This window comes from Flagellimonas onchidii, assembly GCF_004804315.1.
Lineage (GTDB): Bacteria > Bacteroidota > Bacteroidia > Flavobacteriales > Flavobacteriaceae > Flagellimonas > Flagellimonas onchidii.
The window spans coordinates 1-18,344 of sequence record NZ_SRXX01000005.1 but is presented as its reverse complement, the minus strand read 5'-3'; the positions used below and the strand labels follow the sequence as shown (position 1 = coordinate 18,344).

13 protein-coding genes are annotated in these 18,344 nt (G+C 40.6%); 1 reads left to right on the top strand and 12 read right to left on the bottom strand.

Annotated elements, in window-relative coordinates:
- Nucleotides 1-13: 13 nt before the first annotated feature.
- From E4661_RS06625 to E4661_RS06600, 6 genes are read right to left on the bottom strand one after another with little or no spacing between them, the layout of a single operon-like run.
- Nucleotides 14-1,348, bottom strand: coding sequence for a quinol:cytochrome C oxidoreductase (locus tag E4661_RS06625; protein WP_136466049.1), 1,335 nt, complete (start codon nt 1,346-1,348; stop codon nt 14-16).
- Nucleotides 1,349-1,363: 15 nt separating this feature from the next.
- Complete coding sequence (locus tag E4661_RS06620) at nt 1,364-1,933, bottom strand: c-type cytochrome (protein ID WP_136466048.1); 570 nt, start codon at nt 1,931-1,933, stop codon at nt 1,364-1,366.
- 3 nt (nt 1,934-1,936) lie between these two features.
- Nucleotides 1,937-2,464 carry a DUF3341 domain-containing protein gene (locus tag E4661_RS06615; RefSeq protein ID WP_136466047.1) on the bottom strand — a complete coding sequence of 176 codons (528 nt, stop codon included), beginning with the start codon at nt 2,462-2,464 and terminating at the stop codon, nt 1,937-1,939.
- 2 nt (nt 2,465-2,466) lie between these two features.
- Nucleotides 2,467-4,194 (bottom strand): NrfD/PsrC family molybdoenzyme membrane anchor subunit, encoded by a 1,728-nt coding sequence (gene nrfD / locus E4661_RS06610; RefSeq protein WP_136466046.1) that lies wholly within the window; start codon nt 4,192-4,194, stop codon nt 2,467-2,469.
- A 33-nt stretch (nt 4,195-4,227) separates the two neighbouring features.
- Nucleotides 4,228-7,359, bottom strand: coding sequence for a TAT-variant-translocated molybdopterin oxidoreductase (locus E4661_RS06605; RefSeq protein ID WP_136466045.1), 3,132 nt, complete (start codon nt 7,357-7,359; stop codon nt 4,228-4,230).
- Nucleotides 7,360-7,391: 32 nt separating this feature from the next.
- Entirely contained in the window at nt 7,392-8,708 is a 1,317-nt protein-coding gene (locus E4661_RS06600) for a c-type cytochrome (RefSeq protein WP_136466044.1), read from the bottom strand.
- Between the two features lie 234 nt (nt 8,709-8,942).
- On the opposite strand from E4661_RS06600, the gene E4661_RS06595 reads away from it, so the two are divergent.
- The gene (locus E4661_RS06595) at nt 8,943-9,308 is read left to right on the top strand and encodes an SPOR domain-containing protein (protein WP_136466043.1); all 366 of its coding nucleotides are present in this window, start codon (nt 8,943-8,945) and stop codon (nt 9,306-9,308) included.
- 62 nt (nt 9,309-9,370) lie between these two features.
- Here the strand turns inward: E4661_RS06595 and infB are convergent, their stop codons facing one another.
- The 6 genes from infB to E4661_RS19050 form a co-directional block, all read right to left on the bottom strand.
- Nucleotides 9,371-12,043, bottom strand: coding sequence for a translation initiation factor IF-2 (infB, locus tag E4661_RS06590; protein WP_136466042.1), 2,673 nt, complete (start codon nt 12,041-12,043; stop codon nt 9,371-9,373).
- A gap of 42 nt (nt 12,044-12,085) precedes the next feature.
- Nucleotides 12,086-13,318 (bottom strand): transcription termination factor NusA, encoded by a 1,233-nt coding sequence (gene nusA, locus E4661_RS06585; RefSeq protein ID WP_136466041.1) that lies wholly within the window; start codon nt 13,316-13,318, stop codon nt 12,086-12,088.
- A gap of 13 nt (nt 13,319-13,331) precedes the next feature.
- Complete coding sequence (gene rimP / locus E4661_RS06580; protein ID WP_136466040.1) at nt 13,332-13,793, bottom strand: ribosome assembly cofactor RimP; 462 nt, start codon at nt 13,791-13,793, stop codon at nt 13,332-13,334.
- Between the two features lie 286 nt (nt 13,794-14,079).
- On the bottom strand, nt 14,080-15,792 hold the full coding sequence (locus E4661_RS06575) for a hypothetical protein (RefSeq protein WP_136466039.1): 1,713 nt from the start codon (nt 15,790-15,792) through the stop codon (nt 14,080-14,082).
- A 460-nt stretch (nt 15,793-16,252) separates the two neighbouring features.
- Nucleotides 16,253-16,816: an REP-associated tyrosine transposase gene (locus tag E4661_RS06570; protein ID WP_136466038.1), complete on the bottom strand. Its 564-nt coding sequence runs from the start codon at nt 16,814-16,816 to the stop codon at nt 16,253-16,255.
- A 45-nt stretch (nt 16,817-16,861) separates the two neighbouring features.
- The coding region (locus E4661_RS19050; RefSeq protein ID WP_168796340.1) for a hypothetical protein at nt 16,862-18,344 on the bottom strand (1,483 nt) is incomplete at its 5' end.

Sequence of the window (18,344 nt, the reverse complement as noted above, 5' to 3'; positions counted from 1 at the left end):
AGACTTAATCGTATTAATAATGAAATTGTCTACTCTCTTCAATAAATGGGTTGCGTTTTGGCTGCAATGGTGCTTTTGTGAGCGTATTGAACACCCAGAACACAAACAATCCACCAAAGAACAATATTCCACCTATTTCCGGTATTCCTATATGCCATTGATCTCCTACTGTTGCTGGCATCACCATATTGAACACATCCAAATAATGTCCGAACAGCACTACAATACCCGCCATGATCACAAACCAATTTACACGTTTGTAATCGCTGTTCATCAACACCAATAACGGGAAGATGAAGTTCATGGCCAACATACCAAAAAATGGTAATTTATAATCCTGGAACCTAGCTACGTAATAGGTTACCTCTTCAGGAATATTCGCATACCAAATCAACATAAACTGTGAAAACCACAAATAGGTCCAGAAAATACTAATGGCAAACATAAACTTGGCCAAATCATGAATGTGACTGTCATTTACATTTTCCAAATATCCTTTGGATTTCAGGTATATTGTAATAATTGCGATAACGGTTATTCCGGAAACGAACATACTTGCGAATACATACCACCCAAACAAGGTACTGAACCAGTGTGGATCCAAACTCATTATCCAATCCCATGACATCATGGATTCAGATATCAGATAGAATACCAAGAATCCGGCAGACCATCTAAAGTTCTTCACAAAGTTGCTATTGTCATCGGACTCATCCTGCGCCAATGAAAGCTTTCTTGAAAGCTGTCGGTAGAAAATCCATCCTCCCAAGAAAATGGCTGCTCTTACCAAGAAAAAGGTTGGGTTCAAGTATCCTGCCTTGCCTTGCAAAAGTTTGTCATGGGCAACTACATCGGCATCCATCCAAACGAACATATGGTTTACATGCATCACAGAAAGCACCAAAATCACAAATACAATAATCCCACCTGGAACCAAGTATGCGGTAATGCCTTCCATAACCCTGAACAGCATTGGGGACCAACCTGCTTGTGCAGCACGTTGAATGGCATAGAAAGCCAAAACACCCAATGAAATCATAAAGAAAAAGAATGCAGCTACATATAATGCAGCCCATGGTCTATTTTTAAGTTGGTGCAACAAGTGTTCATCGTGTGAAGCATCGTGCTCCTCTCCATGAGCAGCTTCTGCTACATGTGCATTATCATCACCATGGGAAGCTTCTTCCGTGTGGCCACCCCCATGATGATCATCGTGGGCAGAAGCCACAATTGCCTTAGCCTCTTCTACGGTGCTGGGAGCACTTAAAAATCCAGTTGCCAAACAAATGAATCCCACCGCCATTGCGATAAACGATCCTATCTTAAGTCTGTTTGAAAATGTATACATAATATGCTCTTCCAATTATTTTGTTAGGTCTTCCTTTAACTTCATCACGTATTCGGACACTTGCCACATCTCCTTCTCATTAGCCAATTGTGCAGCATAAGATCCCATGGAGTTCAATCCGTAATAAATTGTATGGTACGTTGTACCCACGGTAATATTACGAGCAACATCATCATAGCTAGGAACTCCCAATATTTTCTCACGTTTTACCAAAGTACCCTGTCCTTTTCCTTTTGGACCATGACAGATAGCACAATAGATATCGTATAGTTCCTTACCTTTAGCCAAGTTGGCCTCTCTATTCAATGAGTCCAAAGGACTTGGCTCCAATCTTGCCAATTCTTTTCCTTCCATGGTATTTTCAAATTTGTATGGCAAATACCCTCTTGCAATAGTGTTCTCAGGTGGAAGCATAGCTTCGGTGCCTTGAGGAAACAATCCATTGTCCACACCTTCGTATGTTTCATAGCCAACAGGCTCATACATGTTTGGCATGTATTGGTAGTTTGGACTGTTCTTGTCAAAACAGCTGGTTAAGGACATTGCCAAAACCAAGACAACACTTATTTTACCTAAATGCTTCATATTTTAAGACTCCTTTTCTGTAACATTTATTTCCACAGCTCCTGTTTCCCACAATAGCGCTGTCAATTCTTTTTCGTTGTCCCCTACACCAACTTCCATTAAAAAGTGGTCATCCGTTGTTCTAACATCGGGATTCTCAGCTTTTTTAAATGGCCACATTCTACTTCTTAAATAAAAAGTAATCACCATTAAGTGGGCGGCAAAGAAAACGGTCATCTCAAACATAATGGGAACAAAGGCTGGCATATTCTCCAAGTAGCTAAAGCTAGGTTTACCACCAATGTCTTGCGGCCAATCCTCAATCATGATATAATTCATCATTACAATGGCCACTGTCAACCCCAAACATCCGTACATGAACGATGTAATGGCTATACGGGTATCTTCCAAGCCCATTGCCTTGTCCAAACCATGCACAGGAAAAGGAGTGTACACCTCTTCGATATGGTGGTGCTCTGCCCTAACCTTTTTTACGGCATGCATCAACACATCGTCATCATTATAAAGTGCCTGTATAACTTTTGATGCCATAACTACTTTTTATCGTTTAATTTTTTAGCTTGTCCAGCCCAATCATCACGTTGCGCCCTACCTGGGAATGAACCTGTGATTGAATCCAACAAATCATATTCTTTTTCGGTCATTTTACTCACCTGGGCGAATGTAAAAATCCCTATCTGGTTCAAGGTTTCCTCCATTTGAGGACCAACACCTTTAATTTTTTTCAAGTCATCCGCTGTTTCTTTATCAGCATCGAAAGTACCAATGGAATCCAACAGAGAGGACACCTTGGACTGATCTATCTCCGTGGGTTGTTCTTTAGAAGTCTCAGTTGCTTTAACAGCTCCCTGCTTTGAAGGTGTTTGATACAGTGGTTTCCCTTCTGCTCTCAAATTTTTGAAGCGCGCCCCAGAAGACTTTAATATAGATTTTACTTCCGCTTGTGCAATTACCGGGAACGTTCTAGAGTACAACAAGAAGAGCACAAAGAAGAAACCAATGGTTCCAACAAATATTCCGATATCAATAAATGTAGGGGAGAACATTGTCCATGAAGATGGTAAGTAATCCCTGTGCAATGAGGTAACAATAATTACAAATCGCTCAAACCACATTCCAATGTTCACTACAATTGAGATAAAGAAGGAGAACATAATACTGGTTCGCAATTTCTTGAACCACATGAACTGTGGAGAGAACACGTTACAGGTCATCATTGACCAGTAAGCCCACCAGTAAGGACCAGTAGCTCTGTTCAAAAAGGCATACTGCTCATACTCAACTCCAGAATACCAGGCAATGAACAACTCTGTAATATATGCACATCCAACGATTGAACCTGTAATCATAATTACAATGTTCATCAATTCAATGTGCTGTACTGTGATATAAGCTTCCAGACTACAAACCTTTCTCATTATAATGAGCAAAGTATTCACCATAGCAAATCCAGAGAAAATCGCACCTGCAACAAAGTAAGGTGGGAATATGGTTGTGTGCCATCCTGGAATTACCGATGTAGCAAAGTCAAAAGATACGATAGTGTGTACCGAAAGTACCAATGGTGTTGCCAAACCTGCCAATACTAGAGAAACTTCCTCAAAACGTTGCCAATCTTTGGCCCTACCTGTCCAACCAAAACTCAATAAGCTGTAGATTTTCTTTTGAAAAGGCTTGACAGCTCTATCTCGAATCATTGCGAAATCAGGAAGTAATCCCGTCCACCAGAATACCAGAGAAACCGAAAGGTATGTTGAAATCGCAAATACATCCCAAAGCAAGGGCGAATTAAAGTTTACCCAAAGTGATCCGAATTGGTTCGGAATAGGAAGTACCCAATAACCCAACCATGGTCGACCCATGTGAATAATTGGGAACAAACCTGCCTGAATAACCGAGAATATGGTCATCGCCTCAGCAGAACGGTTGACCGCCATTCTCCATTTTTGACGGAATAATAACAATACCGCCGATATCAGCGTTCCTGCGTGACCAATACCTACCCACCAAACAAAGTTTGTGATATCCCAAGCCCAGTTAACGGTCTTATTCAAACCCCAAACCCCAATACCTGTGGATATGGTATAAATGATACATCCCAACCCCCAAAGGAACGCTACCAAAGCAATGGTAAAAACAATCCACCAATGTTTGTTGGCCTTTCCTTCCACAGGAGCAGCGATATCCACGGTAACATCATGGTATCCTTTATCTCCGAGTACTAAGGGCTTTCGAATAGGTGCTTCGTAATGCGACGCCATAATTTATCTTCTAGTTACTTCTTTTATTATTGATTAAGCCTCGTTGTCGTTTCTAACTTTAACATGATAGAACACATTAGGTTTTGTTCCCACATGCTCCAACAGATGGTACATTCTGTCATCTTCCTTCAACTCCGCAATCTTGCTATGCTCATCATTGACATCCCCAAATACCATGGCTCCACTACTACATGCAGCTGAACAAGCTGTTTGGAACTCGCCATCTTTAACGGTTCTACCTTCACGCTTAGCGTCCAAAATAGTTTTTTGGGTCATTTGGATACACATAGAACATTTTTCCATCACCCCTCTTGAACGAACGTTAACATCTGGATTAATGACCATTTTACCAAGATCATTATTCATGTTGAAATTGAATTCGTCGTTATCTGCATACAAGAACCAATTGAATCGGCGCACTTTGTACGGACAGTTGTTCGCACAATATCTTGTACCTACACAACGGTTGTAAGCCATTTGGTTTTGCCCTTGTCTACCATGTGATGTTGCCGCTACTGGACAAACGGTTTCACATGGCGCATGGTTACAGTGCTGACACATAACAGGCTGGAAAGCAACTTGCGGGTTAGCTGAAGGGTCCTCCATTTGACCAAATCCACCCAATGAGCCATTGTCCCCCCAAAGACCATCCATATTTTCTTTCTTCTCATCATCCTGCACAAACGTATCTTCTGACGAGTAGTATCTATCTATACGCAACCAATGCATATCCCTCGAAAGTCTCACTTCTCTCTTTCCAACCACAGGAACATTATTCTCCGCATGACAAGCAATCACACAAGCCCCACAACCGGTACATGCATTCAAATCGATTGACAAGTTAAAGTGATGCCCAATGGAACGGTCAAATTCTTCCCATAAATCAGCATCTGGAGAGGTAACTGGAATTTCTTGATGGTTCAATGAAACCTGAGGCATATGGTTCCATTCTTGATGATCTTTGGTATTGAAAATCTCCAAGGTAGTTTCCTTGATGATATCTCCACGCCCCATTAAAGTATTATGCAACTGGACACATGCAAATTCATGTTCCCCAGCAGTTTTTTCTATGTTGACCGATTGCACATCGGAAAAGTCCTTATACAAAGTATAAGCATTCACTCCTGTTGCCATTTCCGCCTGCATACCTGCTTTCTTTCCATATCCAAAAGAAAGACCGACCGTACCATTTGCTTGACCTGGCTGAATGATAACAGGAACATTTTCCAAAACAGCTCCATCAACCGTCAACTTAACATAGCTTCCGTTCAATCCACCATTGGCAACGTTATAATTTTCCAATTCCAATTTTTCAGCGTCAGCCTTAGAAACCGTGACATAGTTATCCCAAGATGCCCTCGAAATTGGATCAGGGAATTCTTGCAACCAAGGATTGTTGGCTTGGCGTCCGTCACCCATCCCTACTTTAGAATACAAAACGAGTTGAGCACCTTGACTAGTGGCGTTTATCAAAGAGCGTATGGAAGATGCAATAGGAATGATCTCAGATTGCTCCTCTTCTACTCCCTCAGCTTGAACAGGAGCACTTTCAGCACCCTCTTCTTCTTCGCCATTGGAAGACGCCACAAAAACACCATCTTGCAATGTTTTGTTCCAATCAGAACTTTGCAATATGTCAGTATTCCAATTTTCCTTGATGTATTCGTAATATGTTTTATCGCTGTCCATCCAGTTCAATAGAGCAGATTGAAATTGTCTGGTATCAAACAATTCACGAATAACTGGCTGCATTAAACTGTAATGTCCTTTTTTAATCTGAGCATCACCCCAAGATTCCAAATAATGTGAAGCAGCTGCCACATAACCAACAGACTGAGCAGTTTCATCGTTATTGAAAGCAAAGCTTACCGAAACATCCACTTTATCTAGACCAGTCACAAAGTCAGCCGCATTCGGCAAAGAATATACTGGATTAACACCATCAATAATCAAAGCGCCTACGCGCCCCGCATTCATATCGGTAACCAATTTGTTCACTTTGGCAACATCTCCTTGACGAACATATTTAGGTTTATCAGTATCGAAAGCCTCACTGCCCAATAACTTGTTGATCGCCAGCACAACGGTTTGTGCATTTATATCATTAAGTCCGGTAACGACGACCGCTTTACTACCTGCCTTTTTGATTTGAGCAGCAACCTTTTCAACAGCAGCATCTACATCCGAGGTACCCCCTCCCACATTGGTGCCGTTCAATTTACCGTACAATTTAGCCAACGCAATCTTTTGCTGCGCAGGTGTCATTGGGTAACGTTTGTCTGCATTCGCACCCGAAAGTGACATATTGGATTCTAACTGGATGTGCTTGGACATTTTTCCATTTTTCGGAACCCGTCCTTTAGCATAGCCACTGTCATATCCACCTCCCTGCCAATCTCCCAAGAAATCAGCGCCGAAGGAAACTATTACATCTGCCTTTTCAAAATCATAATCAGCTAAAGCTCTTTCTCCGTATGCTGCCTGAAACGCATTAAGAGCTGCATCCTCAGAAATAGCATCATACACCACATGGTTTACATTGTCACCATATTGCGTTTTAAACTCAGCTATTAATTTATCAGTAGACGGACTTGCATAGGTTTGGGTCAACAAGACAATCTGCTTGCCAGAACCCTTCAAACTTCCCAATTTAGCCCTAACTGTGGCATCCAACACCTTCCATTCAACAGGCTCACCGTTTGCCATTGGCCCCTGAACTCTCTTGCTATCATAAAGGGTAAGCACCGAAGCATTGACACGCGCGTTTGCATCTCCGTTTACTTTAGCATCGGCATTGTTCTCAATTTTTATCGGCCTACCTTCTCTTGTCTTCACCAAAATACTGGCAAAGTCAAATCCATCAGCGATAGTTGTAGCATAGTAGTTTGCCACACCAGGAACAATATTGTCAGGTTGAACCACATAGGGAATGGACCTATTAACCGGCCCTTCACACGCGGCAACAGTAGCAGCAGCAGTGCTAAATCCTACATATTTTAGAAAATCCCTTCTATTGGTTGTAGAAGTAGAAAGAGTTTCTTTATCACCCAAAAACTCATCAACCGGGATTTCTTGTGAAAATTCGTTTTGTCTTAGCGCCTCAACAATGGAATCGTTCGGATTTAGCTCCGCTTCGTTTTTCCAATATTTTTTGTTTGATGCCATACGATATATCTGAGATTATCTTCTTTTTGTTCTTAATAGTGACACTTGCCACATTCCAAACCACCCATCATAGCAGCAGTCAACTCTTCCACTCCATACTTTTTGGAAAGTTCTGCATGAATGGCCGCGTAATATTCGTTCCCTTCCATTTTCACATTGGTCTCCCTGTGACAGTTGATACACCAACCCATAGTCAATGGAGCGTACTGGTAAACCACTTCCATCTCCTCAACAGGACCATGACAGGTTTGACACTCCACACCTGCAACAGACACGTGCTGCGAGTGGTTAAAGTAGGCGAAATCGGGAAGATTATGGACTCTAACCCATTGCACCGGTTGTGTTTCGCCAGTATATTCCTGCTCTTCTTCATCCCAACCAACAGCTTTGTAGAGTTTTTGGATTTCTTTATTATAATCCACTCCAATTTTTTGACCTTCAGCCAAAGTTTCATCAGCCACTTTGTAAATGGACTTATGACAGTTCATACATACATTTAATGAAGGAATTCCTGAAGTTTTGGAAACCCGTGCTGAAGAATGGCAATACTTACACTCAATCTTGTTGTCACCAGCATGGATTCTATGTGAATAATGAATCGGTTGAATTGGCTCATAACCTTGATCCACTCCAATTTGCATCAACCAACCATATGCGAAATAAGCGCTGGCCAACAAAAGAAAAATAACCGACACCAATACTAAAAACTGATTCTGGGCAAACGCTTTCCAAATCGGGATGCGCTTTTCAGCTTTCTCTTTTTCGATACTAACACCATTAGCTTCCGCAATTCTTCTTAAAGTCCTGTTCACCAAAATCAACATGATGACCAAAAGACCAAATACCATTGCAAGGGCACCTAATATCAATTCATTCGAAATGCCTGATGAACCTCCTTTTGCACCATCCCCATCGCCTTCTACAGCAGCCACAGCTACGGGAGCAGGTGGTGGTGCAGCGGTATAGGCCAATATGTCGCTAATGTCTTGGTCAGACAAAGTTGGGAATGCAGTCATGGCCGCCTGGTTGTATTCTGCATAAATCTTGTTCGCATATGCATCTCCAGACTTGATCATTCCCGGACTATTCTTTATCCAAGCGGAAAGCCATTCCCTATCCAACCCTTCATCCTCAGACAATCTAGCCTCGACATTAGCCAATGCCGGACCTGTCATTTTTCTATCCAAGGCATGACACGCAGCACAGTTTTGATTAAACAACTGCTTTCCTTTTGCAGGGTCACCCCCAGCAGCTTCAGCGGCATCTTGCGCATAAAATGAAATGGAAAAAAATAGGAAGGAAAAACCTAAAACTTTAGAAAATAGATGGCGGTATAAAACCTTTTTCATATTAACGAAATTTCTATCGAAATCTTTGGCACGGTTATTTCCATTGATACTGAGGACAATAGTTTTACTCGGCCTAAAATCGGTGACAAAAGTACGACATAGCCACATTTTTTAAAATGTTAAGGTATTTATAATATATAATTTATATGCATTCTAAATAAGAAACGTTTTGACTGTTTAACCCTTAATCATTTACATTTGTACAAGCACTATTTGTAAAAGCTCCAAAATATCATGAAAACCTTATTATATATAGCACTTTTGACCTCTCTCACAATTCAAGTCCATGCCCAAGAAGGCACTGTCAGCATTGAACAGGATGCACGGATTGATGAGCTATTAAAAATGTACGCCGAAGTCAATTCCAAGTCGGATTTTTATCAAATTCAGGTAGGTTTTGGAAGCTACCAAAAAGCCCAAAACCTTAAGACCAAAGTTGATATTGATTTTCCAAGCTGGTATTCCAAAATTGAGTTTGAATCTCCAACTTATCGTGTTCGTTTAGGAAAGTTCAAAACCAAGTTAGAGGCTTATCGAAAGTTTGAAGAAGTAAGAAAAAAATATCCTGAAGCCATACTCTTAAAACCAGAAGAAAAATAAGGAAACCTTAAACCAAAAAAAATGCCGCTTTAAGCGGCATTTTTTATTTTCTATGATCAAGCTTACAGTTTTTTCTTCACTGCAACTTCTTGGAAGGCTTCTACAATATCACCTTCCTTGATATCATTATAATTCTTGATTTGCAATCCACAATCATATCCTTTGGAAACTTCCTTGACATCATCCTTGAATCGTTTCAAGGAAGTCAGCTCACCTGTAAAGATGACCACTCCATCCCTAATCAAGCGGATTTGCGAATTTCTAAAGACTTTACCACTTGTGACCATACACCCAGCAATGGTTCCAATCTTAGAAATTTTGAATGTCTCCCGGATTTCAGCATTACCAGTGATCTCCTCCTTCATCTCAGGTGAAAGCATACCTTCCATAGCATCTTTCAAGTCGTTAATGGCGTCATAGATAATCGAGTACATTCTGATATCGATTTCCTCTTTATCCGCCACTGACCTGGCATTACCCATCGGTCTAACATTAAATCCGATAATGATTGCATCGGACGCACTCGCCAACAACACATCAGATTCCGTGATGGCACCAACGCCTTTATGAATAATATTTACCTGAATCTCATCCGTAGATAGTTTCTGGAACGAATCCGTCAATGCTTCAACAGACCCATCAACATCACCTTTAAGAATAATGTTCAACTCCTGGAAGTCACCAAGAGCAATTCTCCTCCCTATCTCATCCAGAGTGATATGTCTTTGAGTTCTAACCGATTGCTCACGTTGTAATTGAGAACGTTTAGCAGCGATTTGCTTGGCTTCGCGTTCGTCGTCCAACACATTGAATCGATCGCCCGCCTGTGGTGCTCCATCCAATCCCAAAATTGAAATTGGTGTTGCCGGCCCAGCCTTTTTGATGTTCTTTCCACGCTCATCGTGCATAGCCTTCACTTTACCACTGCAGGTACCAGCCAAGACATAATCACCAATCTCTAAAGTACCGGATTGCACCAAAATCGTAGAAACATATCCTCTACCCTTGTCCAAGAACGCCTCAACAACAGTTCCAGTTGCCAATCTATCAGGATTCGCCTTCAGCTCTAGCAGCTCAGCTTCCAACAATACTTTTTCAAGTAGTTCATTGACACCTTGCCCCGTTTTAGCTGAAATATCGTGAGATTGAATTTTACCACCCCAATCTTCGACCAACAAATTCATGGCAGCAAGACCTTCTTTGATTTTGTCTGGATTTGCCGTGGGTTTATCAATCTTATTTATTGCAAATACAATTGGCACATTGGCCGCTTGAGCGTGACTTATTGCTTCTTTAGTCTGTGGCATGATGTCGTCATCAGCCGCAACAACAATAATAGCGATATCCGTTACTTGGGCACCCCTGGCACGCATTGCGGTAAACGCTTCGTGGCCCGGTGTATCCAAGAATGTTATTTTTTGCCCATCTTCCAAAGTAACCCCGTAGGCTCCAATGTGCTGGGTAATTCCACCGCTCTCCCCGGCAATTACATTTTCTTCGCGGATATAATCCAGCAATGATGTTTTACCGTGGTCAACATGACCCATTACAGTAACAATAGGCGCTCTAGCTTTTAAATCTTCAGGGGCATCCACTTCTTCTTCAATGGATTCCTCGATTTCAGCAGTAACAAACTCTACTTCATAACCAAATTCCTCTGTAACAATCGAAAGAGTTTCGGCATCCAATCTTTGGTTCATGGTCACCATAATACCCAAAGACATACAAGCAGAAATAATCTGTGTGGTGGTAACATCCATCATTGTGGCCACCTCATTAACCGTAACGAATTCCGTAACCTTAAGAATCTTGCTTTCTAATTCTTGAAGCTGAAGATCTTTTTCGGTCTGTTGACGGTGCTGATCTCTTTTCTCCCTACGGTATTTGGCTCCTTTTCCTTTATTGGATTTCCCTTGAAGCTTTTCAAGGGTTTCCCTTACTTGCTTTTGTACTTCTTCCTCGGTAGGCTCAACCTTTGGAACAGAACGTTGGTTCCCTTTTCTACCTTGACCGTTATTACCCCCGCGTTGTCGATTTCCACCTTGATGAGGAGCATTCTTACTTACAATACGCTTTCTGCGTTTTTTCCTATCTGAATTATCGGAAGCCGCATCAGTAGATTTCTTGGGCTCTTCTTTCTTTTTCTTTGGCTTATTAAACTGGGAAAGGTCAATTTTATCGCCAGTTATTTTTGGGCCACTAAGTTTTTGATACTTTGTTTGGATTGTTTCGGGCTCCTTCGACTGAACAACCTCTTCTTTTTTAGCCTCAACCTTTTCAGCCACAGGTTTTTCCTCCTTGGCCTTAGGCGCTTCTTCAACCTTGGGCTGCTCCACAGTTTTGGTTTCTTCCTCAACTGGGACCTCCGGCTTTTTGTCCAAATCTATCTTACCCACAGTCTTGGGCCCAGAAATCTCAGCTTTGGCCTTTATAACCTGTTCGGCATTTCTACGCTCTCTAGCCAATCGACGCTCTTCCTGTTCCTGTTCTATTTGGATACGGAGTGCTTCTTTTTCTTTCCGCTTTTCTTCCCCAACCTCTTTGGAAGCTACTTTTTTACTCTTATCCGTTTGAAATTCATCCAACAGTACTTGATACACCTCATTGGTAATCTTTGTTGTAGGACGTGCTTCCACCTCGTGCCCCATAGACGCTAGGTGGTCAACTGCCCTATCCAATGAAATGTTCAATTCCCTTAGAACTTTATTGAGTCGTATTGTTGGGTTTCCTGCCATAAATTGTATTTCCTTGCCCTAAATTCGCTGCTAATATATAGCTTAATCTTCAAACTCTTCTTTGAGTATGCGCACTACTTCAAGAACTGTTTCTTCTTCCAAATCAGTTCTTTTCATTAAATCGTTGACGTCTTGCTCAAGAACACTTCTTGCTGTATCCAAGCCGATTTTCTTAAACTCTTCGATAACCCATGCCTCGATTTCGTCTGAGAACTCTGTCAATTCCACATCTTCTTCTACTCCTTCTCTAAACACATCAATCTCATAACCAGTCAATTGACCCGCCAAACGAATATTGTGTCCTCCTCTACCTATTGCTTTAGAAACCTCTTCAGGTTTCAGATATACTTGAGCAGTTTTTTTCTCATCGTTCAACTTAACAGACGAAACTCTTGCCGGACTCAATGCTCTTGTCACCATAAGCTGTGAGTTATTTGTCCAGTTAATAACGTCAATATTTTCATTGCCCAGTTCTCTAACAATTCCGTGAATCCTGGATCCTTTCATACCTACACAAGCCCCAACAGGATCAATTCTATCATCATAGGAATCTACCGCCACTTTTGCTTTCTCCCCGGGAATTCTAACTGCCTTTTTGATTGTTATCAATCCATCAAAAACCTCAGGGATTTCTTGGAAGAACAACTGCTCCAAGAAAACCGGAGATGTCCTAGACATAATAATCGCTGGCTTATTACCCTTTAATTCAACGCTTTCAATAACTCCACGAACATTATCACCCTTACGGAAAAAATCCGATGGGATCTGCTTTTCCTTTGGAAGGATAATTTCATTGCCTTCATCGTCCAATAAAATAATAGCTTTATGGCGGATATGATGAACCTCAGCAGTATATATTTCTCCTTCTAAATCCTTAAATTGCTTATAGATGGTGGTATTGTCATGCTCATGAATCTTGGAAATCAGGTTTTGACGCAGTGCCAAAATAGCCCGTCTACCCAAGTCCATCAATTTTACTTCTTCCGACACGTCTTCCCCAACCTCAAAATCAGGCTCAATTTTTCTAGCCTCTGATAAAGAAATTTCTTCATTTGGTTCCTCCACTGCTCCATCTTCAACCACAATTCTATTTCTCCAAATCTCCAAATCCCCTTTATCTGGGTTGATAATGATATCGAAGTTCTCATCTGAACCAAACTTCTTTTTTAGCGCATTTCGGAACACATCTTCCAAAATCGCCATAAGGGTAACCCTGTCTATAAACTTATCGTCCTTAAACTCCGAAAAGGATTCGATGAGCGCTAGGTTTTCCATTTTTGAACTACAATTAAAATTTTAATATAACTTTTGCTTCATGGATTTCAGAAAAAGGTATTTCCCTTTTTTTCTGAACTGTAACTTTTCCTTTACCTACAGGTTTCGGCTCACGAGCCTTCCATTCCAAGGTAATACTTTCTTCAGTGGCCTGGGTCAGATTCCCCTCCAATTCTCCTTCCTCTATCCTAACCAGTAATTTTCTTCCTATATTTTTTTTGTACTGACGTGGCAATTGTAGAGACGATGTTGCTCCCGCTGAAGTAACCTCCAACGAAAAATCTTCCTCTTCCCGGTCCAGATTATGCTCAATGGCCCTGCTTACATCCATACAATCTTGAAGGTTGACCCCATCATCACCATCTAAAACCACACGGATAGTATTATCGCCTCCAACAGTAAAATCAATCAAAAACAAGGATGGATGCTCTTCCAATGCCTTGTTCAACAGCGATTCCACTTTTTCCTTCAACATAAAAAATAGTCTTCAAAATACTATTTAAAAGATTCCGTCGAAAGACGGAATTAATTCAGCTTATAAAGTTTTGTTCGCCTAGAAAGGCTCCAAAAATTTAAGTTTCACTAATAAAAGAGGGGACTCGAAGTCCCCTCATGAATACTTTTATATCCGTTCAGTGGGGCAAATATAGGATATTTAATGTTTTATCCCAAAGGTTTTTTAATCGACTCGAATGAATCAGATTTTCAATAAACCTTTTAGGTGACAACAATTTTAACATATAATGACTTTAAAGTAGTGTTCAAAAACTGTAGCTGTGCCCAAATGTTATGGTCAACTCACGAGAATTTTCCAATGGAAGGTTTTTAAACTGCTGAATCGCACTAAGGTTGAAGTTATGTTTTTTCTTGTACAGATAGGATATCTTGGCCCTTAGATTGGCGACATTGGTTCGAACTGTATTTGAGTTACTGGTGTTGTACGAAACTCCCAAATTGGTGGATAAATTATTGTCAAGGAATTTATTCCCCACCCCCACAGTAGGACCCCATGTAGTGGAATCTTCCGCGCCAATAATATTTAGAGTGCCGTTCAAAGCAGTGGTAACACGCATCCCATTTTGGGGCAACCCAATTGTATAAGAAGCATTGCCATTGTGAAAGGTTGATGCATTGCCAATGCGCACTATCCCATCTTCTGCATTGGACACATCGGCCAAAGCATAATTGATATTAATGTTTTGATGCAGGTTCTCCCCTTTTGAAAACACATAATTGATATTTACATTGGCATTCTGTGATAATTGCCTGTAATCAAAATTATTATCATCTAACAGATTATCGTCATTTATAACTTCAAACTGATTTACTTTACTATTGGTATAGGTGCTGAAGTTTGAATAGGAAGTCGTTATGGTCAGTACCTCAGAAGCAGAATATGTAGCATTTATGGCCCCAACCGTTCTATTGGTTGCTTGTTGTTTTTGGTTTTTCAAATCGTCTTGTTGATATCCCACATTAAGTGCCAAGCTCAACTTGTTATTAAGCAATATAGTATTACAGTTGAGGGTAATGTTCTCAAAATCATTATTAAAAAAATAAGCTCCCAAGGTCTCATAACCGGGGTCTATCCGCTCATAAGCAACTCCCAAGGTCGATTTACCAAAACTATAATCAATTCCCAATTTGCCTGCTTCATAATATTCGGTTGAAGCCCTATTTTTAAGGAACAAACCAACGGGCTTACCATTGTTTGCATCCAATGGGTCTGCTCTTGAGTCTTGTGTGACGCCTGATAAGGCATATACTGCATTTATCTTTAGGTTTTCCTGCACTTTGTAAGACCCCTCAAACCCCAATACCATGTTTTCTTTAGGGGCCACTCCTTTATCATCTGGTATGTTGGTTATTGAATTTATCCTATCTTTTGCATAAAACCCTATAATTCCAAGGCTATAGCGTTCTTTTTCATACTTCATTTTTATCCCATATCCCATTCGCAGAAATGCGGGAATGGTTTGTTCTTTTCCATCATCCTCGGTTGCTTTCAAAAGTCGGCCTGACATAACACTTATCTTAAATGGACCTTTTGGTGTAAGCTCCAAACCACCGCCCGTAAATTGGTGTCCGTTTAAGGTATAAGGAGAAAATGTTATGGCCACGTCACCAATATGGGCTTGGATCCATTTGTATTTTGGATGCAAACTCAATCGGTTAAGGTCAAAGGGTAGGTTATAGTTTAACTGATTCCCTTGATTGGAATAACTATACCCTATGGGCATACTAAATTGATAAAATGTAACATTGAGGTTGCCCTGTAAAAAATAAGTGAACGGTTCTCTGCCAATGTTTTGGTCCGAATCAAAAAAAATACCATTTGCCGAAATCCCTCCTCTTAATTTAAATGCCTTTCCTTGCCCAAAAGCCTCCAAATCTATATGTTGGGCCGACAAAGGAGCTGTTACAAAAAGAAAATAACAAATAAGCCAAGGTGTTTTTAATTTGGAAAGCACCATTTTAGAGTGTAAAGTTTGGATTGCCCAGCAGCACTGCACACTACTGGGCAATTACAATGAATCATAAATCATATGTTTGACGCCCAAGGTTTTACTTCACCATTAGGGCTAAACTGTGGTTGAATGGGTTGTTCTGTAGGTTGACCTCCCATAGTTTTTCTTGGGCCTGCATTGTGGACATGCACAATGCAAAAAAAGCATTATATAATTGTTGCGTAGCATAAGTAAATTTTAAATGGTTATAGTTTGCTTCCCTAGGTTTGACCAGACAACCTTTTTAAGAAATGATTCTCCGGCCAGGTTAAACGAAAGTTTGATCTGGGGTTATGCTGCGTCAATTATTGTTAGTCTATTTCATGGTAAAGGTTTTATTGTTGTTTATTTTTTCTTTTCTTATTGTTGAGCGGTACGCTTACCCCGCTACCGCACGATTGTATCGTGTGGTTTTGTTTTCCAACGATTAGCCATAATACTCGAAAACCAATATATTCCCTATTAGACCTTGTTCTCCTGCATAGTCCAAAGCACTACTATACACATAATCTTCTGGCTTGAAAACCAGACCTGCTTCTACAGGATTGCTATGCATATAAATAATCTTCTCTTCAATGACCTTATTACTCCATAATTCTATAGGTTTGTTATCATGTCTCCAAAATTGATAATGGTTTACATTAGATGACTTCTCTGCTGCTTTCTTAAATTGTTCTAGAAGAAATTCCTTTCTACTCTCTTTCGGATTGTCCTGAATAGCTTTAACAATTTCTTTACTTGTAAATCGTTTAAAATCTCCCAGCAATTGTTCTGGCCTTTCTCCTGCTATACTCCTAAAAATCAAATGCACGTGATTGGTCATGATACACCATGCCATAATTTCCATGCCTTTATTGGTTTGGCAAAATGTTAAACTCTCTATCAAGATATCTTTGTATTGATTTCTTGTAAACACATCTAACCATTCCACTACTGAAAAGCTTACAAAATACAAGCCTTCTGGATTATGAAATTTATAGTTTCTGCTCATTTATATTATTCCTTTTTATTTCTTTTTATTTCTTTTTTTGCTTTCCTAAACCACACGAAAGGATTCGTGCGGGAGCGGGGGAATCTCTCTGTATATGTTGTTGGCATCTACCTTTGCCAAAAGGTTTCCAAAATCATGACCACGATGTAGTACAATTTCGTCACCTGATCTCTTGACTTTTGCCCTCGCCTTGGCAGAAAGCCTAAAGACACCAAAGGAATCGCGTAATGGGTCGGCCAATCTGGTAATATTGGTTACTTTGCCTGCCTTAGTAAGCTCTCCAAAAGAAACAAACATCGTGGCCAGGGCCACCATATCTATTCCAAACTGGTAGGCCACCATTTCCACACCATTGGCATCTAAATCATAATTGTCGACCAACTCCTCTATCAAGGTTTGGAGAATGCCGGTTTCCAAGATTCGATTAATTTCTTCTTGCAACTTGGTTTGGTTCTCTTTAGACGCAGATATTTTTATTAGTAGCGATACCAGCTCGGGCAATGCCTTCGCTTCACGTATCAATCCATTGTAAATGCCGCATACAAAAGCATTGTTTACTGCATCTCCACCCAATAACGGAGAATAATCGTTTGCGGCCGGGTTGTAATATTTACCCGGTAACTCAAAATTTTCTATACCCTGTATGCCCCAATCCAATAGTTTTATGGCTATCAACGCCACCACATTGCCGTCATAAGCCTCAGCTTCTATAATTAGGGAATACGCTGCTAAATGTCGCTTTATTTCATCAAAAAGAATGGACGATTTCAATGAAGAGGGTGTGGATTCTTGTATTGTTTTTACAAGCTCTTCCTTCGTGATGTTCCTATCCAACAAATCGCGACTGACACCCTCTCCCAAAATCAGCTTTACCAGAACCTTGGAAGTGTTCTTTTGCATCAAAATGATGACTTCGTCACTTTTTGGCACAATAGATTCTATAGCTTCAAATATTTCTAATTGAGAGTTGTAGGTATATATTTTGATTTTATATTCCCCACCAATCAAAAGGTTCGTTAAAAACTCTTCAAACCGTGCACTAAATAGGCCTTCATAGTCAAATACGTTTTGTTTCGCTGAATTTGGACTCATACTTGAAGAAAGCTTTCCCTCCTTATAAATTCCTACTAAAGATTGTGCGATTTCAAAGTCGAATGAACTACTGGGCGAATAATTCTCTGCAACGGTGGCGATTTCATTAATCCGTTCCCTACGCCCTGCATCGGCGGTTTTGATATCCTCAATTTCTTGGGGCGACAATTGCCCTGTTCCTGCAATGCCTGCTTCTTGTTTTAGGTCTTGGAGCTCTTGTTGCAATTCTTGGGGCAGATGCTCCTTACCGGGGATATTGTCTATCTGTTGGGCAATGGTCACCTCCACATCATTGATCTTTGAGATGATATTCTGTTGCTCTTCCACACTTTGGGTTTCCGAAAGTTGGTCCAGCAAATCTTCCTTTTGGGAAAAAAGATCATTGAACAGGTTCTTGATGCCCCCGATCATGGCATCAATGGTATCATCCACATCT